The organism is Mesorhizobium shangrilense (genome assembly GCF_040537815.1).
GTDB lineage: Bacteria > Pseudomonadota > Alphaproteobacteria > Rhizobiales > Rhizobiaceae > Mesorhizobium > Mesorhizobium shangrilense.
The window spans coordinates 185,583-202,392 of record NZ_JBEWSZ010000003.1 but is presented as its reverse complement, the minus strand read 5'-3'; the positions used below and the strand labels follow the sequence as shown (position 1 = coordinate 202,392).

At 58.4% G+C, this 16,810-nt stretch carries 5 protein-coding genes and 12 pseudogenes; 8 read left to right on the top strand and 9 right to left on the bottom strand.

Annotation, left to right across the window (positions count from 1 at the left end; all coding sequences use genetic code 11):
• Window positions 1-146: 146 nt before the first annotated feature.
• On the bottom strand, window positions 147-1,313 hold the full coding sequence (locus ABVQ20_RS30090) for an MFS transporter (RefSeq protein WP_354463320.1): 1,167 nt from the start codon (window positions 1,311-1,313) through the stop codon (window positions 147-149).
• Window positions 1,314-1,913: 600 nt separating this feature from the next.
• Between ABVQ20_RS30090 and ABVQ20_RS30085 the strand changes: the two are divergent.
• The 3 pseudogenes from ABVQ20_RS30085 to ABVQ20_RS30075 form a co-directional block, all read left to right on the top strand.
• Window positions 1,914-2,999: pseudogene (locus tag ABVQ20_RS30085) on the top strand (IS1595 family transposase).
• Window positions 3,000-3,045: 46 nt separating this feature from the next.
• Window positions 3,046-3,197, top strand: a pseudogene (locus ABVQ20_RS30080) (IS6 family transposase); the annotation flags it as partial.
• Between the two features lie 54 nt (window positions 3,198-3,251).
• Window positions 3,252-3,386: pseudogene (locus ABVQ20_RS30075) on the top strand (IS1595 family transposase); the annotation flags it as partial.
• 132 nt (window positions 3,387-3,518) lie between these two features.
• Here the strand turns inward: ABVQ20_RS30075 and ABVQ20_RS30070 are convergent.
• The gene (locus tag ABVQ20_RS30070) at window positions 3,519-7,244 is read right to left on the bottom strand and encodes a Ulp1 family isopeptidase (RefSeq protein WP_354463319.1); all 3,726 of its coding nucleotides are present in this window, start codon (window positions 7,242-7,244) and stop codon (window positions 3,519-3,521) included.
• 805 nt (window positions 7,245-8,049) lie between these two features.
• Here ABVQ20_RS30070 and ABVQ20_RS30065 point away from each other — a divergent pair.
• Window positions 8,050-8,335, top strand: a pseudogene (locus ABVQ20_RS30065) (5-methyltetrahydropteroyltriglutamate--homocysteine S-methyltransferase); the annotation flags it as partial.
• A 117-nt stretch (window positions 8,336-8,452) separates the two neighbouring features.
• On the opposite strand, the pseudogene ABVQ20_RS30060 reads toward ABVQ20_RS30065, so the two are convergent.
• From ABVQ20_RS30060 to ABVQ20_RS30050, 3 genes and pseudogenes are all read right to left on the bottom strand, one after another.
• Window positions 8,453-8,539: pseudogene (locus tag ABVQ20_RS30060) on the bottom strand (SMC-Scp complex subunit ScpB); the annotation flags it as partial.
• Window positions 8,540-8,572: 33 nt separating this feature from the next.
• Entirely contained in the window at window positions 8,573-9,310 is a 738-nt protein-coding gene (locus ABVQ20_RS30055; protein WP_354463318.1) for an isopentenyl transferase family protein, read from the bottom strand.
• The gene (locus tag ABVQ20_RS30050; RefSeq protein WP_354463317.1) at window positions 9,307-9,651 is read right to left on the bottom strand and encodes an NUDIX domain-containing protein; all 345 of its coding nucleotides are present in this window, start codon (window positions 9,649-9,651) and stop codon (window positions 9,307-9,309) included. The genes ABVQ20_RS30055 and ABVQ20_RS30050 overlap by 4 nt, the downstream gene beginning before the upstream one ends.
• A gap of 443 nt (window positions 9,652-10,094) precedes the next feature.
• On the opposite strand from ABVQ20_RS30050, the pseudogene ABVQ20_RS30045 reads away from it, so the two are divergent.
• Window positions 10,095-10,711 (top strand): annotated as a pseudogene (locus ABVQ20_RS30045) (alanine dehydrogenase); the annotation flags it as partial.
• A 57-nt stretch (window positions 10,712-10,768) separates the two neighbouring features.
• On the opposite strand, the pseudogene ABVQ20_RS30040 reads toward ABVQ20_RS30045, so the two are convergent.
• The 4 genes and pseudogenes from ABVQ20_RS30040 to ABVQ20_RS30025 all read right to left on the bottom strand — a co-directional run.
• Window positions 10,769-10,954: pseudogene (locus tag ABVQ20_RS30040) on the bottom strand (response regulator); the annotation flags it as partial.
• A 91-nt stretch (window positions 10,955-11,045) separates the two neighbouring features.
• Window positions 11,046-11,397 (bottom strand): annotated as a pseudogene (locus ABVQ20_RS30035) (Spy/CpxP family protein refolding chaperone); the annotation flags it as partial.
• 195 nt (window positions 11,398-11,592) lie between these two features.
• Entirely contained in the window at window positions 11,593-13,779 is a 2,187-nt protein-coding gene (locus tag ABVQ20_RS30030) for a tetratricopeptide repeat protein (protein WP_354463316.1), read from the bottom strand.
• 693 nt (window positions 13,780-14,472) lie between these two features.
• Window positions 14,473-14,550, bottom strand: a pseudogene (locus tag ABVQ20_RS30025) (nuclear transport factor 2 family protein); the annotation flags it as partial.
• 19 nt (window positions 14,551-14,569) lie between these two features.
• Between ABVQ20_RS30025 and ABVQ20_RS30020 the strand changes: the two are divergent.
• The 3 pseudogenes from ABVQ20_RS30020 to ABVQ20_RS30010 all read left to right on the top strand — a co-directional run.
• Window positions 14,570-15,070, top strand: a pseudogene (locus tag ABVQ20_RS30020) (IS3 family transposase); the annotation flags it as partial.
• Window positions 15,071-15,690: 620 nt separating this feature from the next.
• Window positions 15,691-16,373: pseudogene (locus ABVQ20_RS30015) on the top strand (IS6 family transposase).
• Between the two features lie 41 nt (window positions 16,374-16,414).
• Window positions 16,415-16,765, top strand: a pseudogene (locus tag ABVQ20_RS30010) (integrase core domain-containing protein); the annotation flags it as partial.
• Window positions 16,766-16,810 lie beyond the last annotated feature (45 nt).

Sequence of the window (16,810 nt, the reverse complement as noted above, 5' to 3'; positions counted from 1 at the left end):
GCCACGGCAAGCGCAGAATGGCTCCTGTCAATCACGACAACGAACGAGTCCGGCTGGCCCGCAAGTTGCAGCGCCACTGCCCGACCGACCGGCCCGGCTCCGATGACGACGTGTGATCTCCCGCGCATAGTGCCCTGCTTCAGCCTTTAGGTCGGGGTCGGCTTGCGCCGGATCGTGCGATAGCCAAGGAGAGCGATAGCCGTTTGCAGTAGAGCCAAGCCGGCAATCAACAGCGTCAGCGCGTCATATCCCAGCTGGACTGAGACGAGCCCGGCGGCGAAGGGGAAGAAATACAGGCCAAGAAAATAGGAAAGGCTGAAGATGATCTGCACCAAAGTCCGGGACTGCGGCGCAGTCACGCGGACGGCTTCTGCCTGCATCAGTGGATAGGATAGCCCATAAGTTATGCCGGTCGCCAGCGATGCCATTGCGTAAATGACGGGGTGGCCCGGGGAGTAGTGAAAGCCGAGAAGCGAAACGACCATCCCGCCCAGGAGTAGCGGCAAGGTGCGGTCGGCCGCACTGCGGGTTACGCGCGGACCAATTGCAAATCTGGAGCCGACTACTCCTATGGCCCAAAAGCCAAAGAATATTTCGTACGGAAGACCTGAATTATTCGCAAATAGAGCCTGAAAGTTTATCAAACTAGTGTAAATGCTTGCGGACAACAGTACAAGAACAAAAAACAGAGCAGATTTGCTGAAGAGGAGATCGAAAAGGTCGCGCGCAATCGAGGCGTTATTCGGAATATCGGCTTCGCGGATGTTCGCCGCACGTTGCGCTGCCCACGATGACAACGCTGACCCTGCCGTCGCCGCGAGCATTGCCAGAATGAACATATCCAGCGTGCCCAAGCCGGCGTACCGGGTAAGGAGGCTGCTTAGCAGCGGTCCGCAGGTTAACCCTAAGGTGGAGAATGCAGAATAGGCCATGAAGCTCGATGGCCGGTCTGCATCGCTTGAGAGGGCGGAAATGCATATCGAGCCCATAGTGAAGTGCAGCGCCCATCCGCCTGATTGCAGCATGTAGCTGAGGAAGTAGGGGAATGTCGCGCGCACCCCCGACAATTCGTTCAAGAGTATGGTCGCGCAGGCTGCTGCATAGAGAAGGCCGCCGATGGGTGCGAGCCTCCGCACACTAAACTGGCGTGTCAGCGTAGGACTGATCAAAACTATTAATATAGCGACCGCCATGCCTGCTGCTGAGATCGAACCAAAAAAGATCTCGTCGCGCCCAACCGACAACAGGTAGACTGGAAACAGCGCAAAAACACCCATCGCGAAGGAAATCAGAGATCGTTCAGCAATGAACATGCGCCTGCACCACAAAAGGCGCGTATTAGTGATCGAGATGCTGCGAGCGTTCATTTTGTTACGCCATGAAATTGTACTTTGCGTCGGTTAGGACGAAGATAAATTATGTATCCAAATATGATTTGCGTTTTTGGTGCGACCATTGTCATGGTCGAAGGAATACGTTGCCTTAGATCGAGAGCCTGAAGCATTGCGGTCCTTCGCCTGTTCATCGTGGCTACCCGTGACACGAGTTATGGCCGGCAGCTGTTGCCCGCCCGGCAACGAAGGCTCTCAAGAGTCATGCCAGCTTGCTTGATTGAGCTGAAGAGGGAACTTTGTGATTGCTTTTCAGTCGATTAGCCCGAAGCAAAGCAAGAGATCGACTGAAAATGGCCATATCGCGAACTCGACAAACCCGACAAAAGATGTCGGATGGCGTTGTTGAGACTGCTCCGCTCTGACCTCGCCGGTGAGCCACGAACATCGTGCTGTGTCCAAATGGGGTCGGAACAAGAGCGGTTCGCAATCGTACGCGGCCTTTATCAACCAAAGACCGCAATATCCTGGTGACCTATGGCTTTTCATGCGATTCTTCGGGCTGGTCCGAAGCAGGTGAGAATGCCTGAAATACTTGCAGCGCTTTCCAACATTCGGACTGTTGAAGAAATGATCGCGGCCTTCCGGGATGAGCAGCATTGCCGTCGGTTGCTTGAAAGCATGGTGTGGCCGGATGGCCGGATCTGCCCCGCCTGCGGATACAAACGCTCGATTGCGCTTGCCGGTCGAGATACCGGCAAGCGTCGCGCCCGACCGGGTCTTTATCAATGTTCCAGCGGCGATTGCCGGTTCCAGTTCACGGTGACGACACACACGCCTCTGCACTCCACGAAGCTTCCCTTGCGTGTTTGGCTGAAGGCAATGTGGCTGTTACTGCAATCCGACAAGGGCTTGTCGTCGGTGCGCCTGGCCGAGGCGCTCGGGGTGAGCCAGCCAACGGCCTGGCGGACGGGACATGCACTTCGTCTCATGGTGGCGCGGGAGACCATGCTCGCCGGCACGGTGGAGATCGACCATTTCCATCTCGGTGGAAGGCCCAGAAAGAATCCCGACGACCCGCCTCCGGGCCGCGGCCGGAAAGGCCAAGCGAATACGGACAAAACGCCAGTCATGGCGATGGTGCGGCGGCCGACTGACGTCATGCCTGGCCGGTGACGCGTGTGCCGCGGTCGTGACCGGTCTCTCGGCGCGAGCAAGCGAACGCGTCATTGAAGCGCAGATCGGATTGGGAGCTCATTTGATGAGCGACGAGTGGAAGGCAGTCATGGCCATTGGTGAGAGCTTTGCCAAGCACGAGACCGTGAAGCATTCCAGCGGTGAGTATGTTCGCGACGCCGTCCACGTCAATTCGGTGGAGGGCTTCAACTCCCGCGTCCGCCGTACCATCGCCGGCGTCTTTCATCATATCAGCCCGCAGCATGTCGACCTGTATTTCCACGAGATCGGCTTCCGATGGTCGCAGCGCGTCGTCACAGGAAACGTCATTCGCAAAACCCGGCATGGCCGGGAGAGCGTGCGAACCTTGTGGTCGCGCGTGCCGCTGCGCTGCAATTGACGAATGTTTTTCGCACCGCCACGGGTCGTCAGATGCGCCGAAGCCCGTATGGCGGCATCATCATCAAATCAGCCGTAGCTGTCTTTGGTTGATAAAGGCCGCGTACGATTTCGCACTGCTCTTGTTCCGACCCCGTTTATCCGGCCGATGCTCGGCTTCCAATCGACGGCCACCGCAGCCATTTCGATGCCGGTCAGGATGGTGATTCACATGAGGCGCAAGCGACAGGCCATGTACGCCTTCAATCCGAATCGTCCTTGGCCGAGCAGTTCGAAATCCTCGCCGCCTGATTGACCTCGCATCAGGGCCTCTCTGTGCCCCTATTCAGCCATTGCAACAAAAACCTCATGCGAACTCCCTGGTCACGGATGCCGCCAGCGCTGCAACTGCCGAGTGTCTTTCGCGCTGCCACGGGACGTCAGATGCGCCGAAGCCCGAGGGCGGCATCACCCAAATCGGCCGTAGCTGTCTTTGGTTGATAAAGACCGCGTTGTTTGGCGTACTTTCAACGCGATGCCCTCTCCTTGGCCTTGGCACGTTAAGTTTACGATGCCGTCGACGGAGTTCCGCTGGCTCGAATTCCATCATTGATGGGAAGGCGGTTTCATCATTCACAGCTGCAGGGGCTCTTCCTCGTGCGGCAAACGCCTCCTCAGCCGGTCTTGCAGCGCCTGCCGATCAGCGACGAGGTCGTCAAGGGGCAGCAGCTGGTGGTCTGGTCCCTCCCCGCCGATCAATCGTCCAACCAGCGCCCACGTGGCGTCCAGCACATAGACGCCGCAATCGTAATCGTTCGGCTGTCGGGCCATGGGGGCTGGCGCGAAGGTGGCGTTCAGCAGCCCTGCGAGCTGTTGTGCAATGCTGCGGTTGTAGTGCCCGGCGGAGTCGTAGTGATAGGCGACTGCTCTTTCCCGGCTGCGGCGATCAACGAACAGCAGCGACCAGTGGGTGCCGAGGGACCTAAGATCATCAGGACTGGCATTGTTCACCGGCAGGAACAGGAAGTCGGCTGTGTCGTTGTCGCGACCATAGATGCCCTTCAATCTGCTTTGCCCCTGCTGCTCGTCCAGGTGGGGCGAGCGCAGTTGCACGGATATCAGCCCTTCCAGCAGCCGCGTGCGGGCGGCGAGCGCTGGATTGGCCCCCTGCAGTACCTGCTCCAGCAACAGGTAATCCCTGCCGATGTGGGCGTCGCTCAGGTGTTCGGTGGTGCCGAGCACCGTCGCCTCGGCCAATGCGGTCGCATCCAAGGCTTCGATCTCAGCATAGGAGGAGGTGGTCAGATCAACCACGGGAACACCGCGATAGGTGTCTGACGGCCCGGCGGTCACTGGCGAGGCGGGTTGTGGAGCCCTTGCCGGTACCTCTGCCGCTGGCGTAGGTTCACCCATCGCCCAAAGTTGACCGTGAGGGATGAGCTGGGTGTCGTCGGGCCCTCCCGACCTCAAGATGGCGGCGGACCCTGTCCGTTGCATCGTGGACTGCCACTCGCCGAGCATCTGCCCGCGCGGACGCACCGGTGCGGAATGAGCATCGTCGCGCATGTCGGACGGCGTGGGCGCATTCAGATCAACGAAAGACTGAAGACCGCCGTAGATGTCTGAGGAAGCTCTGGCAGAAGGCGTTGGCGCAAAGTGAGCATTGTAACCCAACTCAGCCGGATCTGGAGCAACCAATGCCTCAAAGCCAGGATAGAGATCCTGAGCTCCGGCACTTGATAGTGACGCCAGTTCTTGCATCCGCCGCCGCACCAACTCCTCGCTCAACCAAGCCAAACCTTCATCGTCCGAGGACGCTGGCACGGGAGAAAGCTCCTGCGGCGAGCCGGGCTGTCGAGCGCCCTGGTGATGAACCGGTACTGGCCCGGTAAACGGCGGCGGAAAATCAGGCGCTGGAACCCAAGCATTGAGCTCGAATGGTGTGGGCGGATTCTGATGGACCATTGCCTCGAACCCGCCGTCCTGCCGCCTCGGCAGGACGCTGCTCCCGGCCAACTCGTCCGCGGCCGACTGGTAGTCGTGGCGCCCGTTCAAAGCATGAACGGCTCCTGCAGAAGCCGGCGGCTGATAATGGCTCGCACTTGACCCTAGAGATGGCAGTGGGCCGGCCTTATCCACTCCCTCCCAAAGTAGATCCTGATCGTAATCTTCCATAGGAACGACGAATCGCGAAACGATAGCGTCATGCGGGGCACTGTGCTGCGCAGTGGCGCCTCCGATGCCTCTAATCTCCGACTGCAGCCTTGGGATGTGTTCGGACTCGCTCCCCGTCATCAATGCGCCCACCTGGTAGGTGGAGGGCTGGATCGGCATGCGGCCGCCTAAATCGCCGATCCCGTTCAGCTGCTGCTGAATGGCGACGGCTGGCGGCGCATTCAGGTTCCTCTGCCGCTTCGCTGGCCTCAACAGCGCTGTGGAATGTTCATTGTTGATGATGACCCACTCGGTCGGCAGGAGGTTGCCCCTGTCAGCGCCAGGCGAGCGGCGAATCTGCTGTTCGCTAAGCGCTAACAACGGCCGGGCGGCGGCCTGAACCCCAGCGTGCCCAGAGCCGGCTGCTCCGAAAGCGCCCGCCCCGATGCTGTTGAGGTTATCCGGTCCAGCGGGCAACTTCCCTGGAGCGATGAAAAATGACGGGACTGGTTGATCATCCTGCTGTGCCCGAAGCTCCTTTGGCCAACTGCCAGCTTCGTGCGACGCGCTGTGCCGCGCAATCGCTTCGCCGACCCGCCTCGGCTCCATCTGTGCCGCGTCCTCGGGAATAGGAACGAGGGGAACCCGGCGCTCGAGCTCCATCGCTTTAGCGCCGGCCTGCGATTTTCGGAGACAAGCCAGTGCGTAACCGATCTTTGGATTACCACCGGCGTCCTCTTTATAGCCCTTGACATCTCCATCCAGCTTCTTGCCGGAAAGCCGATCAGCAATGCCCTCCTTGTTGTTTTGGCGCAGGTAGTCACTGAAGCTCCTAAGAGCCGTTACAGTGCTTCTGCTCAGGGCTTCGTCGCTGTACTGGTTGATGAGAGCCGCGTCATGGGGATACGGAGTCAACTCAGCGCGGCCTGCGATCGTCACGACGCCCCCAGTCGACTGCGAGGTCCGGAGATGACCTATTGCCGCAAGGAGTGTCTTGGGTTTACGGTTTCCGATGAATCTGAGCGCATCTTCGGTCAGGGACCCGTGGTCGAGCCGATCATTAATGGGGTCTTTGTTGTTTGCGAAGAGCCAGTGGCCAAAGCTGAGAAGAGAACCTAAATAGACCCTGGCGGTGTTCTCGGCGGCGTTGCCCTTGATGAGGGCCGCCTCAAGGGCCGAAATAGACGCAGAATCCCCGGGGTGAAGAGGGCGATTGCTGAGCCTTTTCACAAACTGAGTCGGCTGCGGCGCCGAGAACGGGCCCGGTCCGTCCATCAGCTCCAAGAGCACGTCCTGAACGTGGGCTGCCGCAGCAAGGTCCTTTGGCCAACTGACAGCTTCCTGCGACGCGCTGTGCTGCGCAATCGCCTCGCCGACCCGCCTCGGCTGCATCAGTGCCGCGTCCTCGGGAATAGGAACGAGGGGAATATGGCGCTCGTGCTGCATCGCTTTAGCGCCGGCCTGCGATTTTCGGAGACAAGCCAGTGCGTAACCGATCTTTGGATCACCACCGGCCTCCTTCTTATAGTCCTTGACATCTCCATCTAATGCCTTGCCGGAAAGTCGACCAGCAATGCCCTTCTTGTTATTTTGACGCAGATAGTCACTGAAGCTGCGAAGAGCAATTGCATTTCTTTTGTTGGTCGATATCGCTGCTTCGTTTTTGTACTCATTGATGAGGGCTACATCCTCGCAGTGAGGAGTGAATTCAGCGCGGCCTGCGATCGGCACGATTCCGCCGGTCGACTGCGCGGTCCTGAGATGACCAATCGCCGTAAAGAGTTTCGCGGCGTTACTCTTTCCAACGAACTCGCGCGCATCATCGGTCAGCGACTCGTGGTCGAGCCGATCCATAATGGGGTCTTTGTTGTTTGCGAAGAGCCAGCGGCCAAAGCTGAGAAGAAGATCTACATAGACCCTGGCGGTGTTCTCGGCGGCGTTCCCCTTGATGAGGGCCTTTTCAAGGCTGAGGATAAAGTCTTCATCCCTGAAATGAAGAGGGCGCTTGCTGAGCCTTTTCACAAACTGAGCCGGCTGCGGCGCCGAGCCGGCCGGCATTGCTCCACCACCTCCACCTGAATTGCGGATCTCGCTCAGTTGCTGCTCAAACGCGGCCGCACCTGCGGACAGAGCCGCCCGTGAGCTATCTTGCAGGCCGGCCCTGTTCGATTGTCCGCGCACCCGCTTGGTCGAGGCGAAATCCATCCGTTCACACTTTCAGCAATATAAGCCAGTTTGAAGCTGGGCTTGCATCTGACATAGAGGAAGCTGTCGAGAACCTGACGACAACGTGCCCGCTAAGCAATTCTCAGCATATTGGTCCAGCGTTTGGTCATCAAACAGCAAGACTCAGCCCGTAACGCCCGAGCGCCTCAGACAACGCACGGAGAACGCCGTCCAGGCCGCTCTCGCTCGCGGCAGCCGCCGCATTGTTGATGAGGCGTTTTCTTCAGCGGATACAATATGTCTGGGGCGCCGATTCACTCGCGAAGAGCTGCCCTCCCCGGCGAGGTGCTGACGGTATCTCTGAAGCATACCCAATGCACCCACGTTGTGCGGGAGACGCTCTTTAGTATCATCACGCAGCGTCTTGGGATCAAGTGCAGCAAGACTCAGCCCGTCAGCCCGGAGCGCCACATACAACCTACAGAGACGCGCACGATGATTTTTGATGATGTCCGTGTGCGTCCCGCTCTCCGCTGCCACCAGAGCCGCCGCCTCGATGAGGGCCTCGTCTTCATCGGAGGCAACAGTACTCGAAGGGAAGGTGCGCGGGGATCTGCGGTCTTTCGCCTGCTACTTGCTGCGGCTCGGCCGGTTGTCCCGCTTGCGATGCGCAGAATACGTATTCCTAGGATAGCATCCTTCGTGCATAACCGTTCTGGCAAAGAGCTTCGGGGAAGTTTAGAAACTCGATTGTTTCCAGAGGATCGAGGTATTAACCGATGCAGCCAGCGCGGATGCGATCGATAAGGCGCGCGGTTTTTTGGATCAGTTCAACGGTAAGTCAGAAAAAGCACTTCGGGAGGGTCTGCCGCTCCGCATGGCCGATGGGAAACCTATCTCGACTGGGCGGTCGAGTCCTTCCGGCTCACATCTTCGGGCGTGGCGGACGCGAGCAGATCCACACTCATATGTGCCACTCAGATGAGTTCAACGACATCATCGACGCCATCGCAGCGATGGACTCGGATTTCATCTCCATCGAGACGTCCCGCTCGAAGATGGAACTGCTCGACGCTTTCCGCAGCTACAAATATCCGAACCAGATCGGGCCAGCCGTTTATGGCATTCATTTGCTTATTGGAACCTGTTGTTGAGGGTATTGCAGAGAGGACAACTAATATTCCACCCCAGCATCCATTTCATAACCTATGAACGAAAAACATACGCGCTCCGCCCGAGAGTCGCGGTCGAATGGCGTCTGCGAAGGCCGGCCCGGTACGATGCTGCCAGCCGCCGGCGACGGCGACCAACTCGTAGGGCCGGCCGGCGAGCTCGTTCGCGGTTAGTTCTATATTTCTGAATTTGTTTCAACTGCGCCTCAGCTCGATACCCTTCACGGTCCCGCTCGTCCACTCCGGAGGAACGCAGGGAAACTCGCGTTCTTGCCAGCGAGCATGCGCCAAATACTCAAGAGCGATCACCTGACAGAGGTAGTCGATCTGAGGTGGCTGGATCGCACGCGGGAGTGCGTCCACGGGAATTCCTAGGCTTTCGGCATACGCAATGACCGTCCGATAGCCATCCAGTCCCCGGACCAACGGATGCGAGCGCGGATCAGACCACACTTGAGCAATCTCGTTCAGCATCGAGCGGGTACCATCTACGGGAGCTAGCATTTCACGGACGCGCGACCTAGCTTTCGCGATGTAGTCTGCGCTTGTCGTCAGGTGGAGGCGCTCGCAAGTCCAGTGGTGCGCTTTCCAATTCGGATCGGCGACCATTGCCCGCAGCAATGAAACCGAGCCGCCTTCCAGGATAAGCAGCGGCGCGCGCCGACCAAGTTGCGCTACATGATCGTGCAGCAAGGAGTTCGCCTCTGAGGCGGAAATCTCTCCAGCAATGACCGCCCGCTCGGCAAGGTAGATTCTACAGGTCAACCGCAGTTCAGCATCCGAGGGTCGGCCGCTTCCTACCGCGAGTTCGGGATAGCATTGAATTCGGTCGAGAACGAGCACCGGCGCGCCCGTACGCTGAGCGAGCGCGATGGACCCGGCGGTTTTGCCGGTCGTCGTCGGTCCGATGATGAGGTGGAGCCGTGGCTTCATAACTGCGTAACTACAGAGAGATGATTTCGGACGTGCGCAAAGGCGTATGGTAGCCAAGCAGTAAATTCGGAAGGGTTCTCGCTCAGACATCGCGAGAGTGTCGGAGGAGGAACGTAGGTCCAGTCACTCACCTCAGCCTGGTTGGGCACTGGAATTTCGTTGCATACAGCGACGAACAAATAATCAATCTCGTGCTCGATCAGTCCAGGCTCGACGCGCCCGATGAAAGACCCCGGCTGGCCGCAGTCCCAATCAAATCCCATCTCTTCTTCGAGCCGGCGGTGAGGGGCAGCCAACGCGGCCTCACCTCGTAGGGGATGATCGCAGCACGTGTTGGACAACAACCCGGCGAGTGATAATTCACCGCTGCACGACGCTGCATTCGGATTTCACCCAAGGTGTTGCCCAACGCGAATTCGACAAGAACTCCGGTCGACTGCTCGCCCGCCTTTTTCGGCGACGGCACGGAGCCGATCGGTGGCTTTGGCAGGGTCTAATGCCGGGAAGTAGACGGTTTCGACGACTATATCTTCGGTTTTGGCCATTTCGTTATCCTTGTGGTCGACGAACTCTCTGGCGTGCGCATACTTTTTGCATTGCACTACCGCACCTTTGGCGCGAGGTAAGCCAAGCGCCGAGTTTTCGTCCGCCGGTCGTTATGGTTTCTACCGTCGCTCACTAGGACGGCGATATAACTCGCGGCTTACCGAGCGCAGAAGGACATTTGAACTGTATCATGCTATGTAACCATACAAATATTTTGTTTTATTAAGAGTATTATACATTGTGGCGCGCGCCCAAGGAAATCAAGAACCACGAATACCGCGTCGGCCTCACGCCAGGCTCGGTCCGCGAATATGTCGCCCATGGCCACGAAGTGCTGATCGAAACCGGCGCCGGTGCCGGCATCGACCCCGATGACAACGCCGATCGCGCTGCCGGCGCCACCATCGCCAAGACTGCTGCCGATGTGTTTGCCAAGTCGGACATGATCGTCAAGGTCAAGGAGCCGCAGCCCAATGAGTGGGTGCAGCTGCGCGACGGCCAGATCCTGTACACCTATCTCCATCTGGCTCCGGATCCGGAGCAGACCAAGGGCCTGCTCGCTTCGGGCGTGGCGGCAATCGCCTACGAAACCGTGACTGACGACCGTGGCGGCCTGCCGCTACTCGCGCCGATGTCGGAAGTCGCCGGCCGGGTGTCGATGCAGGCCGGCCCCACGGCACTGCAGAAAGCCAATGGCGGCCGTGGCGTGCTGCTGGGCGGCGTACCCGGCGTTCTGCCCGGCAAGGTCACCGTGCTCGGCGGTGGCGTCGTCGCCGGCATGCTGCCAGGATGGCGGCGGATCTTGGCGCCGACGTCACCATCATCGACCGCTCGATCCCGCGGCTGCGCCAGCTTATCGGCCCCTATTCCCAGCCCCAGGATGCGGTCAGTCTCGTCGCCTCGCGCCGTCAGCATCACAACCGGCACGTCGGACTTCGCGCGGATGCGCTTGAGCGCCTCTAAGCCGTCCATGTCGGGCAGCATGACATCGAGAACCACGGCATCGGGCGACAGCCGCTCGATATCGGCAATGCCTGCGCCAGCCGTATCCGCCGCTCGCACACGAAAACCGTTGCCCGTCAGATATTCCGCGAGCATGGCGGATAGGCGCTTGTCGTCGTCGACGATGAGAACCTCGTCCGCCATGCTCGTTTGTCTGCTCCGATTCGGACCTATGCCGGTACAGAGCTTACCCGCGTCGGTGCCAACTGCGATCCTCGAAATATTCGACCAACTCCGCGCGCTGCTCAGCCGTCAATACCTCCGGCGGCATTGAGCAGGGCAGTCGTCAGCTTGCGCGAAGCCTCGTCGGCCGCCGCGATACGCTCGGCGCGCAGCTTCTCCACTGCCTCTCGGTCGATGGTTGCCGCGCCGAGCAGCTCGGCGACTTCGTCTTGCGTGTCGCGGAAGCCTCGGATAATCGGGCGGACGTCGTAATGGAGCTTGCCCATGATCGCCTCCAACTGGTCTTCCTGCTCGGGTGTGGCGTCGATCTCCTTGAGCAAGCAATCAAAACCGCCGCCGTGGCCCCCGCCCCCGAAGCTCGGCTGTTGCGGGCGAATGTAAAGTTGTGTGAAGCCGGCAAGGCGCTATTGCGGCGGGGAAGCGCGGGAGCAAGCGCCGCGGAAATTCCTGCGCCTACGGCACGCAGCATCCTTGTTGATTGTAGCGGATATTAGTGTAGAAATGCCCACGGAGCCTCTTACCGAAAATTTGCGACAGGCCCACCTGTTTGTTTAACTGGCCAATGCCATGCGGATATGGTTGCGCGTGGCCTCGTAGTCGGGATCGCCGGCAAAATCGACCGCTTGATTGGCATGCTCCAAGGCCGCGTCAGGCTGCTTGGCGTTGAACAACTCAATTGCAAGGTTGTTGTGCGCCGGCGCGTGACGGGGATTGATATCGAGAGCCTTCTGATAATGAGCGATGCTCTGCTCAGGCTTCTCCAACTCGGAATACGCAAGACCCAAGTTGCTCTGCAGGTCCGCATGTGACGGAACGACCTCAGCGGCCGCAATGTAAGCTTCAATTGCATCAGAAGGGTTTCCGATTGAGAGAAGGATATTGCCTTTCTCCAGCAGAGCTCGCCATTCTTCGGGCTTGATTGACAGCGCGCGCTCAAGATCCCAAAGCGCACCTTGTGTATCACCGAGACGTTTACGCAGACCTGCTCGGTTTAAATGCGCCTCATAGTAAGGCGGGCAGAGCTCGATCGCGCGCGCATATGCATTTGACGCGTCAACCTCACGGCCCGGGATTTTGCTGAGGAGATTGCCCAGATCGTTCTGGTATTCGCCGTAGCAGGGATCATAGGCGATGACCTTGCCAAGCTGCTTCTCCGCCCGTGAAAGGTCGTTTACAAGCTCGTAGACCTGACTTGTGTTATAAATCAAAATCGACTGATGGAGTTCGAAGCGATTGTCGCCATATATCTCCAACATTCTCGCCTTGCCTTCTGTGCAAAGCTTGAGGGCTTCATCAAATTTCCCCTGCCTTGCCTTGATATATGCATAGGCATTTTCCGCAAAAACTTTTATGTAGTGATACTTGTCGTAATCTCTGAAATCACGCTCAATCGTCTCGAGGTTTCGCAGCGCGTATTCTTCCGCCAAGGGAAGGTTCACTGGCTGTTGATATCTGGCATAGGTCATTGACTGAGCGTAAAGGACCGTGGGCGTGTAGCGGCTTGATGGGAATTTTGAGTAGAAAAGATCGAGATAGGGAACAGAGACGCGGCCGCATCCCAAGCTGTAAAGAACAAAGGCTGCATTGATGAAAACAGCGTTGACCGCATCGTTTCCCGTTCCGTAAACGCGCAGCTCGGGATCCGCAAACATTTCGCCGAAATAGCTGAACCAAGTATCGTAGAGCCCAATGCTCTTTAGAATTTCACTTGGCTCCACAACAAGCTCGAGCCGCTTGAATTTGTTGCGAACAGATAAGGCGTGGAATGTCACCAAAGGTGACTTTCCGGCGAGATATTTTTCAAATGCGGCCCGATGCATTTCTGCATGCAGACCATCAGCATACTCGTGATCGAAGGTCTCATAATTGCGCTGGGCGATCAGATCGGCCGGGTTGCAGTCTGCTTCCACATAAGATCGCAGCATCTCGCTGCGTTCCTCAGGGCTCAGGCTCGCGAGGTGCAAGTCGATAGCAGCATTGGAGCTCAAGTAGCCAACGACTGGAATGCCGGCCTCCTCGCAGGTGATCAGGGCGCGAACGAGTAGCGGATTCCCGCGAGCCGCCTCAAAAATTGACCGCCGCTTCTGGGGGGCCATGTTAGGCTTAAAGAGGTTGACCAGTTCATCGATCGGATAGCAGCCGAGATCGACTTCACGGGCCCCTTCGATAAACACTGCGTTAGAATGGTCCACGAGAACAAAGCGGAAATGGCGTTCGCTGTCGAACCGCCGCAAGACCTTTATTAGGTTGAGGGCCGTAGGTGACATTTCTGAAGCTCGATCGATGACCAGCACAAAGCGGAGACCGCTTCGGCTAGCATATTCGAGCAGATACTCGGCGAGCCCGACGAGCAGCTTGTTCTGATATTCGTGATGATAAAACCGTGTTCGCTCTTCCTTGCTCGATGTGTTGGTGAGGTCTTTTGGAACGGTAAAGGCGGAACTGGACAGAAGCGGAAACAAGCGCTTAAGCGATTGCTGGTGCTTCTCGATCAGGTCCGGGCATTCTTTGGTCGTCCATTCCAAAGCAGCATCAACCAGGTTTTGGAATCCCGCGAGATAGCCGCCACGTTGCCAATCTCCATCGACAAACTCGACATCAGATCCACAGTCTGCAAGAGCTGTCGCGATGGTGGCTTGAGGAGCCATGCCTTTGTCAGCCTTGAGCACGGTTATTGTTGAGGCGCCAACCGCCTCCGAAATCAACGCCAACGCGTGCGACTGTACAAAATCGACCATGTTGCTCCCCTGTTTTTGATTGAGGGAGGGTGGCGCATTGCCACCCTCCCAGGTCATTAGACCGTGCCAGTGTACGGCGTGGTCGTACGGATGACCGTGGTGGTTTCTGCGATCTTCTTCTTCATGGTGCTTTCCTTTCTTGTATGGCGGATGCCACTCCCAGTCATGCTGCCGTACGCCCGCTTGCTGTCAGCACCCTGCAAGCGATAAAAAGCAACTTTGGTGCCACTTTATGTAGCGTGTTCGAGACACAGAAATTACATAGCGTTCTCAATTGATTCTGGATATTAGGTTTCTCCCGCATGAGCCTCCGGCCTCAACCCACAGGGCGACAGAATTGTCGTGTGTTGGACAATCTTGGTTAGGTTGCGCCGGTGCCATTCGCTCAAAAACCTCGCGGATTCCCTTCACGCACGAGAAGTGTTGCAGCTCGAGAAGCTGTTCAGGCTGATGGATCTGGACGAAACCTCTCTGTATTTTGCGACTGCATGGGAGTGTTGCGCCACAGGGAAAGCCGCGCGACGGAAATGACGACCTTCCCCTTGTTATTCCCGTCGGAATTCAGCCGCCCGGCATTCCCGTATCGCCGGCGCCTCTTAGAGTGCCTGCGGCGCGTGTCGACATCTCACGTCTCGAAGCGATCCGACGCGAGACCCGGACTACGTCCAGCGTCCTGGCCGATATCTTCCTGGACTGGATGAAGCCCTCGGCGGAGCCGGAATAAACGCCATGATTGTCGTGCGCATCGGGCCAATACGAGCTGCGCAGCCAAACAACGGGACAACGCCTCATCCACCTCATCAAAGGGGATGTTGAAACAATGGCACGGCTGTGCAGTGCACTGGATGTGTCCCGTTCCGGCTTCCATGCCTGGCTCAACCGAAGCCCCAGCGCCCGGTCCCGGTATGATGAGGCTCTTCTTGTCGAAATAGACCGAAGCTCCAAGAGCAGCGACCACACCTACGGCACACGCCGGGTCTGGCACGATGTCCTGGCGGAGGGGCTCTCTTGCGGCCTGCATCGCATCGAACGGCTGATGCGGGAGAACGGCCTGAGAGCCCGGCCACGTCGGCGTGGCCTGCCGAAGGATGCTGGGGAGCGGCTGGTCGCGTCAGTATCGCAGAACATCCTCGACCGTGCCTTCGAGGCATCGGCGCCGAACCAGAAGTGGGTGGCCGACTTCACCTACATCTGGACCGCGGAAGGCTGGCTCTACGTCGCCGCAGTAGTCGACCTGTTCTCGCGCCGCGTCGTCGGCTGGTCGATGAAGGCCGAGATGACGGCCCAACTCGGCGCGTCCTCCTCTACGCCTCCGTCTAGGCTCTGTGCGACCGCCGTTTCGTCATAGCGAGGCCTTTATCCAAAGCCTCTTCCAGACTGACAGTGTAATGCGCTGTGTCTTCCAACCCGCTGAAGAAGTTAATACGGAGGACTTGCCCCTTCTTGCTCATGACAATTCCAGCTGCCCGCAGCGCTTCCTGAACCGACTTGTATGTCATTCTCGGATTCCTCCCCAACCAGCGGCCTTGACGGCCAGCTTCTCGTTCCACTCGAAGTGCCGTTCTGCGACGGCTCGATAAGGACCCTAGACAGAATTGCCTCTGTCTAGCCGGGGGGCGGTATATTCAGCATCGTTTATGGAACCGAGGCGGTCAAGCTTTATTCCAAAGGCCATCACCGGGAACGCAACCACAAATGGAAACCGACGTTCGGCGGTGCATAACAGTGGGATTGCCGGGCACATAGCAACTCGGGCTGTGGTGCTGGCGGCTATAGGCGCGTCATTACCTTATTGCGGCGGAGGATACCTCAGCGACATCTGGACGCCTAAAAAAGGGACCGCCCGAACCATGGCCATGTCCGACGAAGAGCGCCGCGTTAGAACACGTAGCAGCGCGCCCATGACCGTGAGTGCACCGACCTACAAGAACCCACCGCTATCCGATCGAAATCGTGGCCCGTGCTGTCTGGCTCTACTTCCGCTTCAATCTGAGCCTGCGCGATGTCGAGGAAATGCTGCTCGATCGCGGGATCGTCGTTTCCTACGAGACCATCCGCCGATGGTGCCGAAAGCACGGCCCTGATTATGCGCGCCGCATACGCCGCAAGGCACCAACGAAAGACGAGTGCGCATCAACGGTCAGAAATGCTGGTTTTGGAGAGCGGTTGATCAGGACGGATATGTGCTCGACGAGATTGTCCAGACGCGTCGCAACACTAAGGCCGCCAGGCGCCTGCTGACGCGACTTCTGAAGAAGCAGGGTCTGCCGCCAAAGCGTATGATCACCGACAAACTGCGCTCCTACGGGGCGGCCCAACGCCAAGTCATGCCGAACGTGGAACACCGCTCGCATAAAGGCTTGAACAACCGGGTGGAGATTCTCACCTGCCGTTCCGAAAACGGGAACGAACGCGACAGGGTTTCCGGTCGGTCGGCTCATTGCAGCATTTCGTGTCGATCTTCTCCGCCGTCCGAAATCTCCGAAATCTCTTCGTCCCATCCCATCCAGACCAACCGCTCCGCAGCACAAATTCGAACCCATCGACGCCAGGCAATGGCCGCGTGGGAAGCCGTGAGTGCACGGCCTGCCTGAAAAGCGCGGTGTCGGCCTCGCGCGGCCACATTTCAAACAACGGGACAACGCCGGTCAGGGCACTGGAACAGGTCTGTCCGAAGATCGGCTATCCCAAGACGATCCGCGTCGACCAAGGCTCCGAGTTCGTCTCCCGCGACCCCTATGGGCGTACGCGAAAGGACTTCAGCAGGACGGGAAAGCCCACCGACAACGCCTACATCGAAGCCTTCAACGGTCGCTTCAGGGCGGAGTGCCTGAACGCCCACTGGTTCCTGACCCTTGCCGACGCCGCCGAAAAGTTGGAGGATTGGCGCAGATACTACAACGAGGTGCGCCCGCATGGGGCGATCGGGCACAAGGCCCCGATCTCGTTGCTCAATCCCGATGGCGCCGCCAGCCCGCGATCGTGAGAAAGCCGGGAAACTCTACCTTCCGGCGGTCCAGAAAATGGTATC

What these genes read in the sequence shown, in the direction of transcription:
- ABVQ20_RS30090 (WP_354463320.1), bottom strand. Translation starts at nt 1,313, where the DNA reads ATGTTCATTGCTGAACGATCTCTGATTTCCTTCGCGATGGGTGTTTTT.
- ABVQ20_RS30070 (WP_354463319.1), bottom strand. Translation starts at nt 7,244, where the DNA reads ATGGATTTCGCCTCGACCAAGCGGGTGCGCGGACAATCGAACAGGGCC.
- ABVQ20_RS30055 (WP_354463318.1), bottom strand. Translation starts at nt 9,310, where the DNA reads ATGAAGCCACGGCTCCACCTCATCATCGGACCGACGACGACCGGCAAA.
- ABVQ20_RS30030 (WP_354463316.1), bottom strand. Translation starts at nt 13,779, where the DNA reads ATGGTCGATTTTGTACAGTCGCACGCGTTGGCGTTGATTTCGGAGGCG.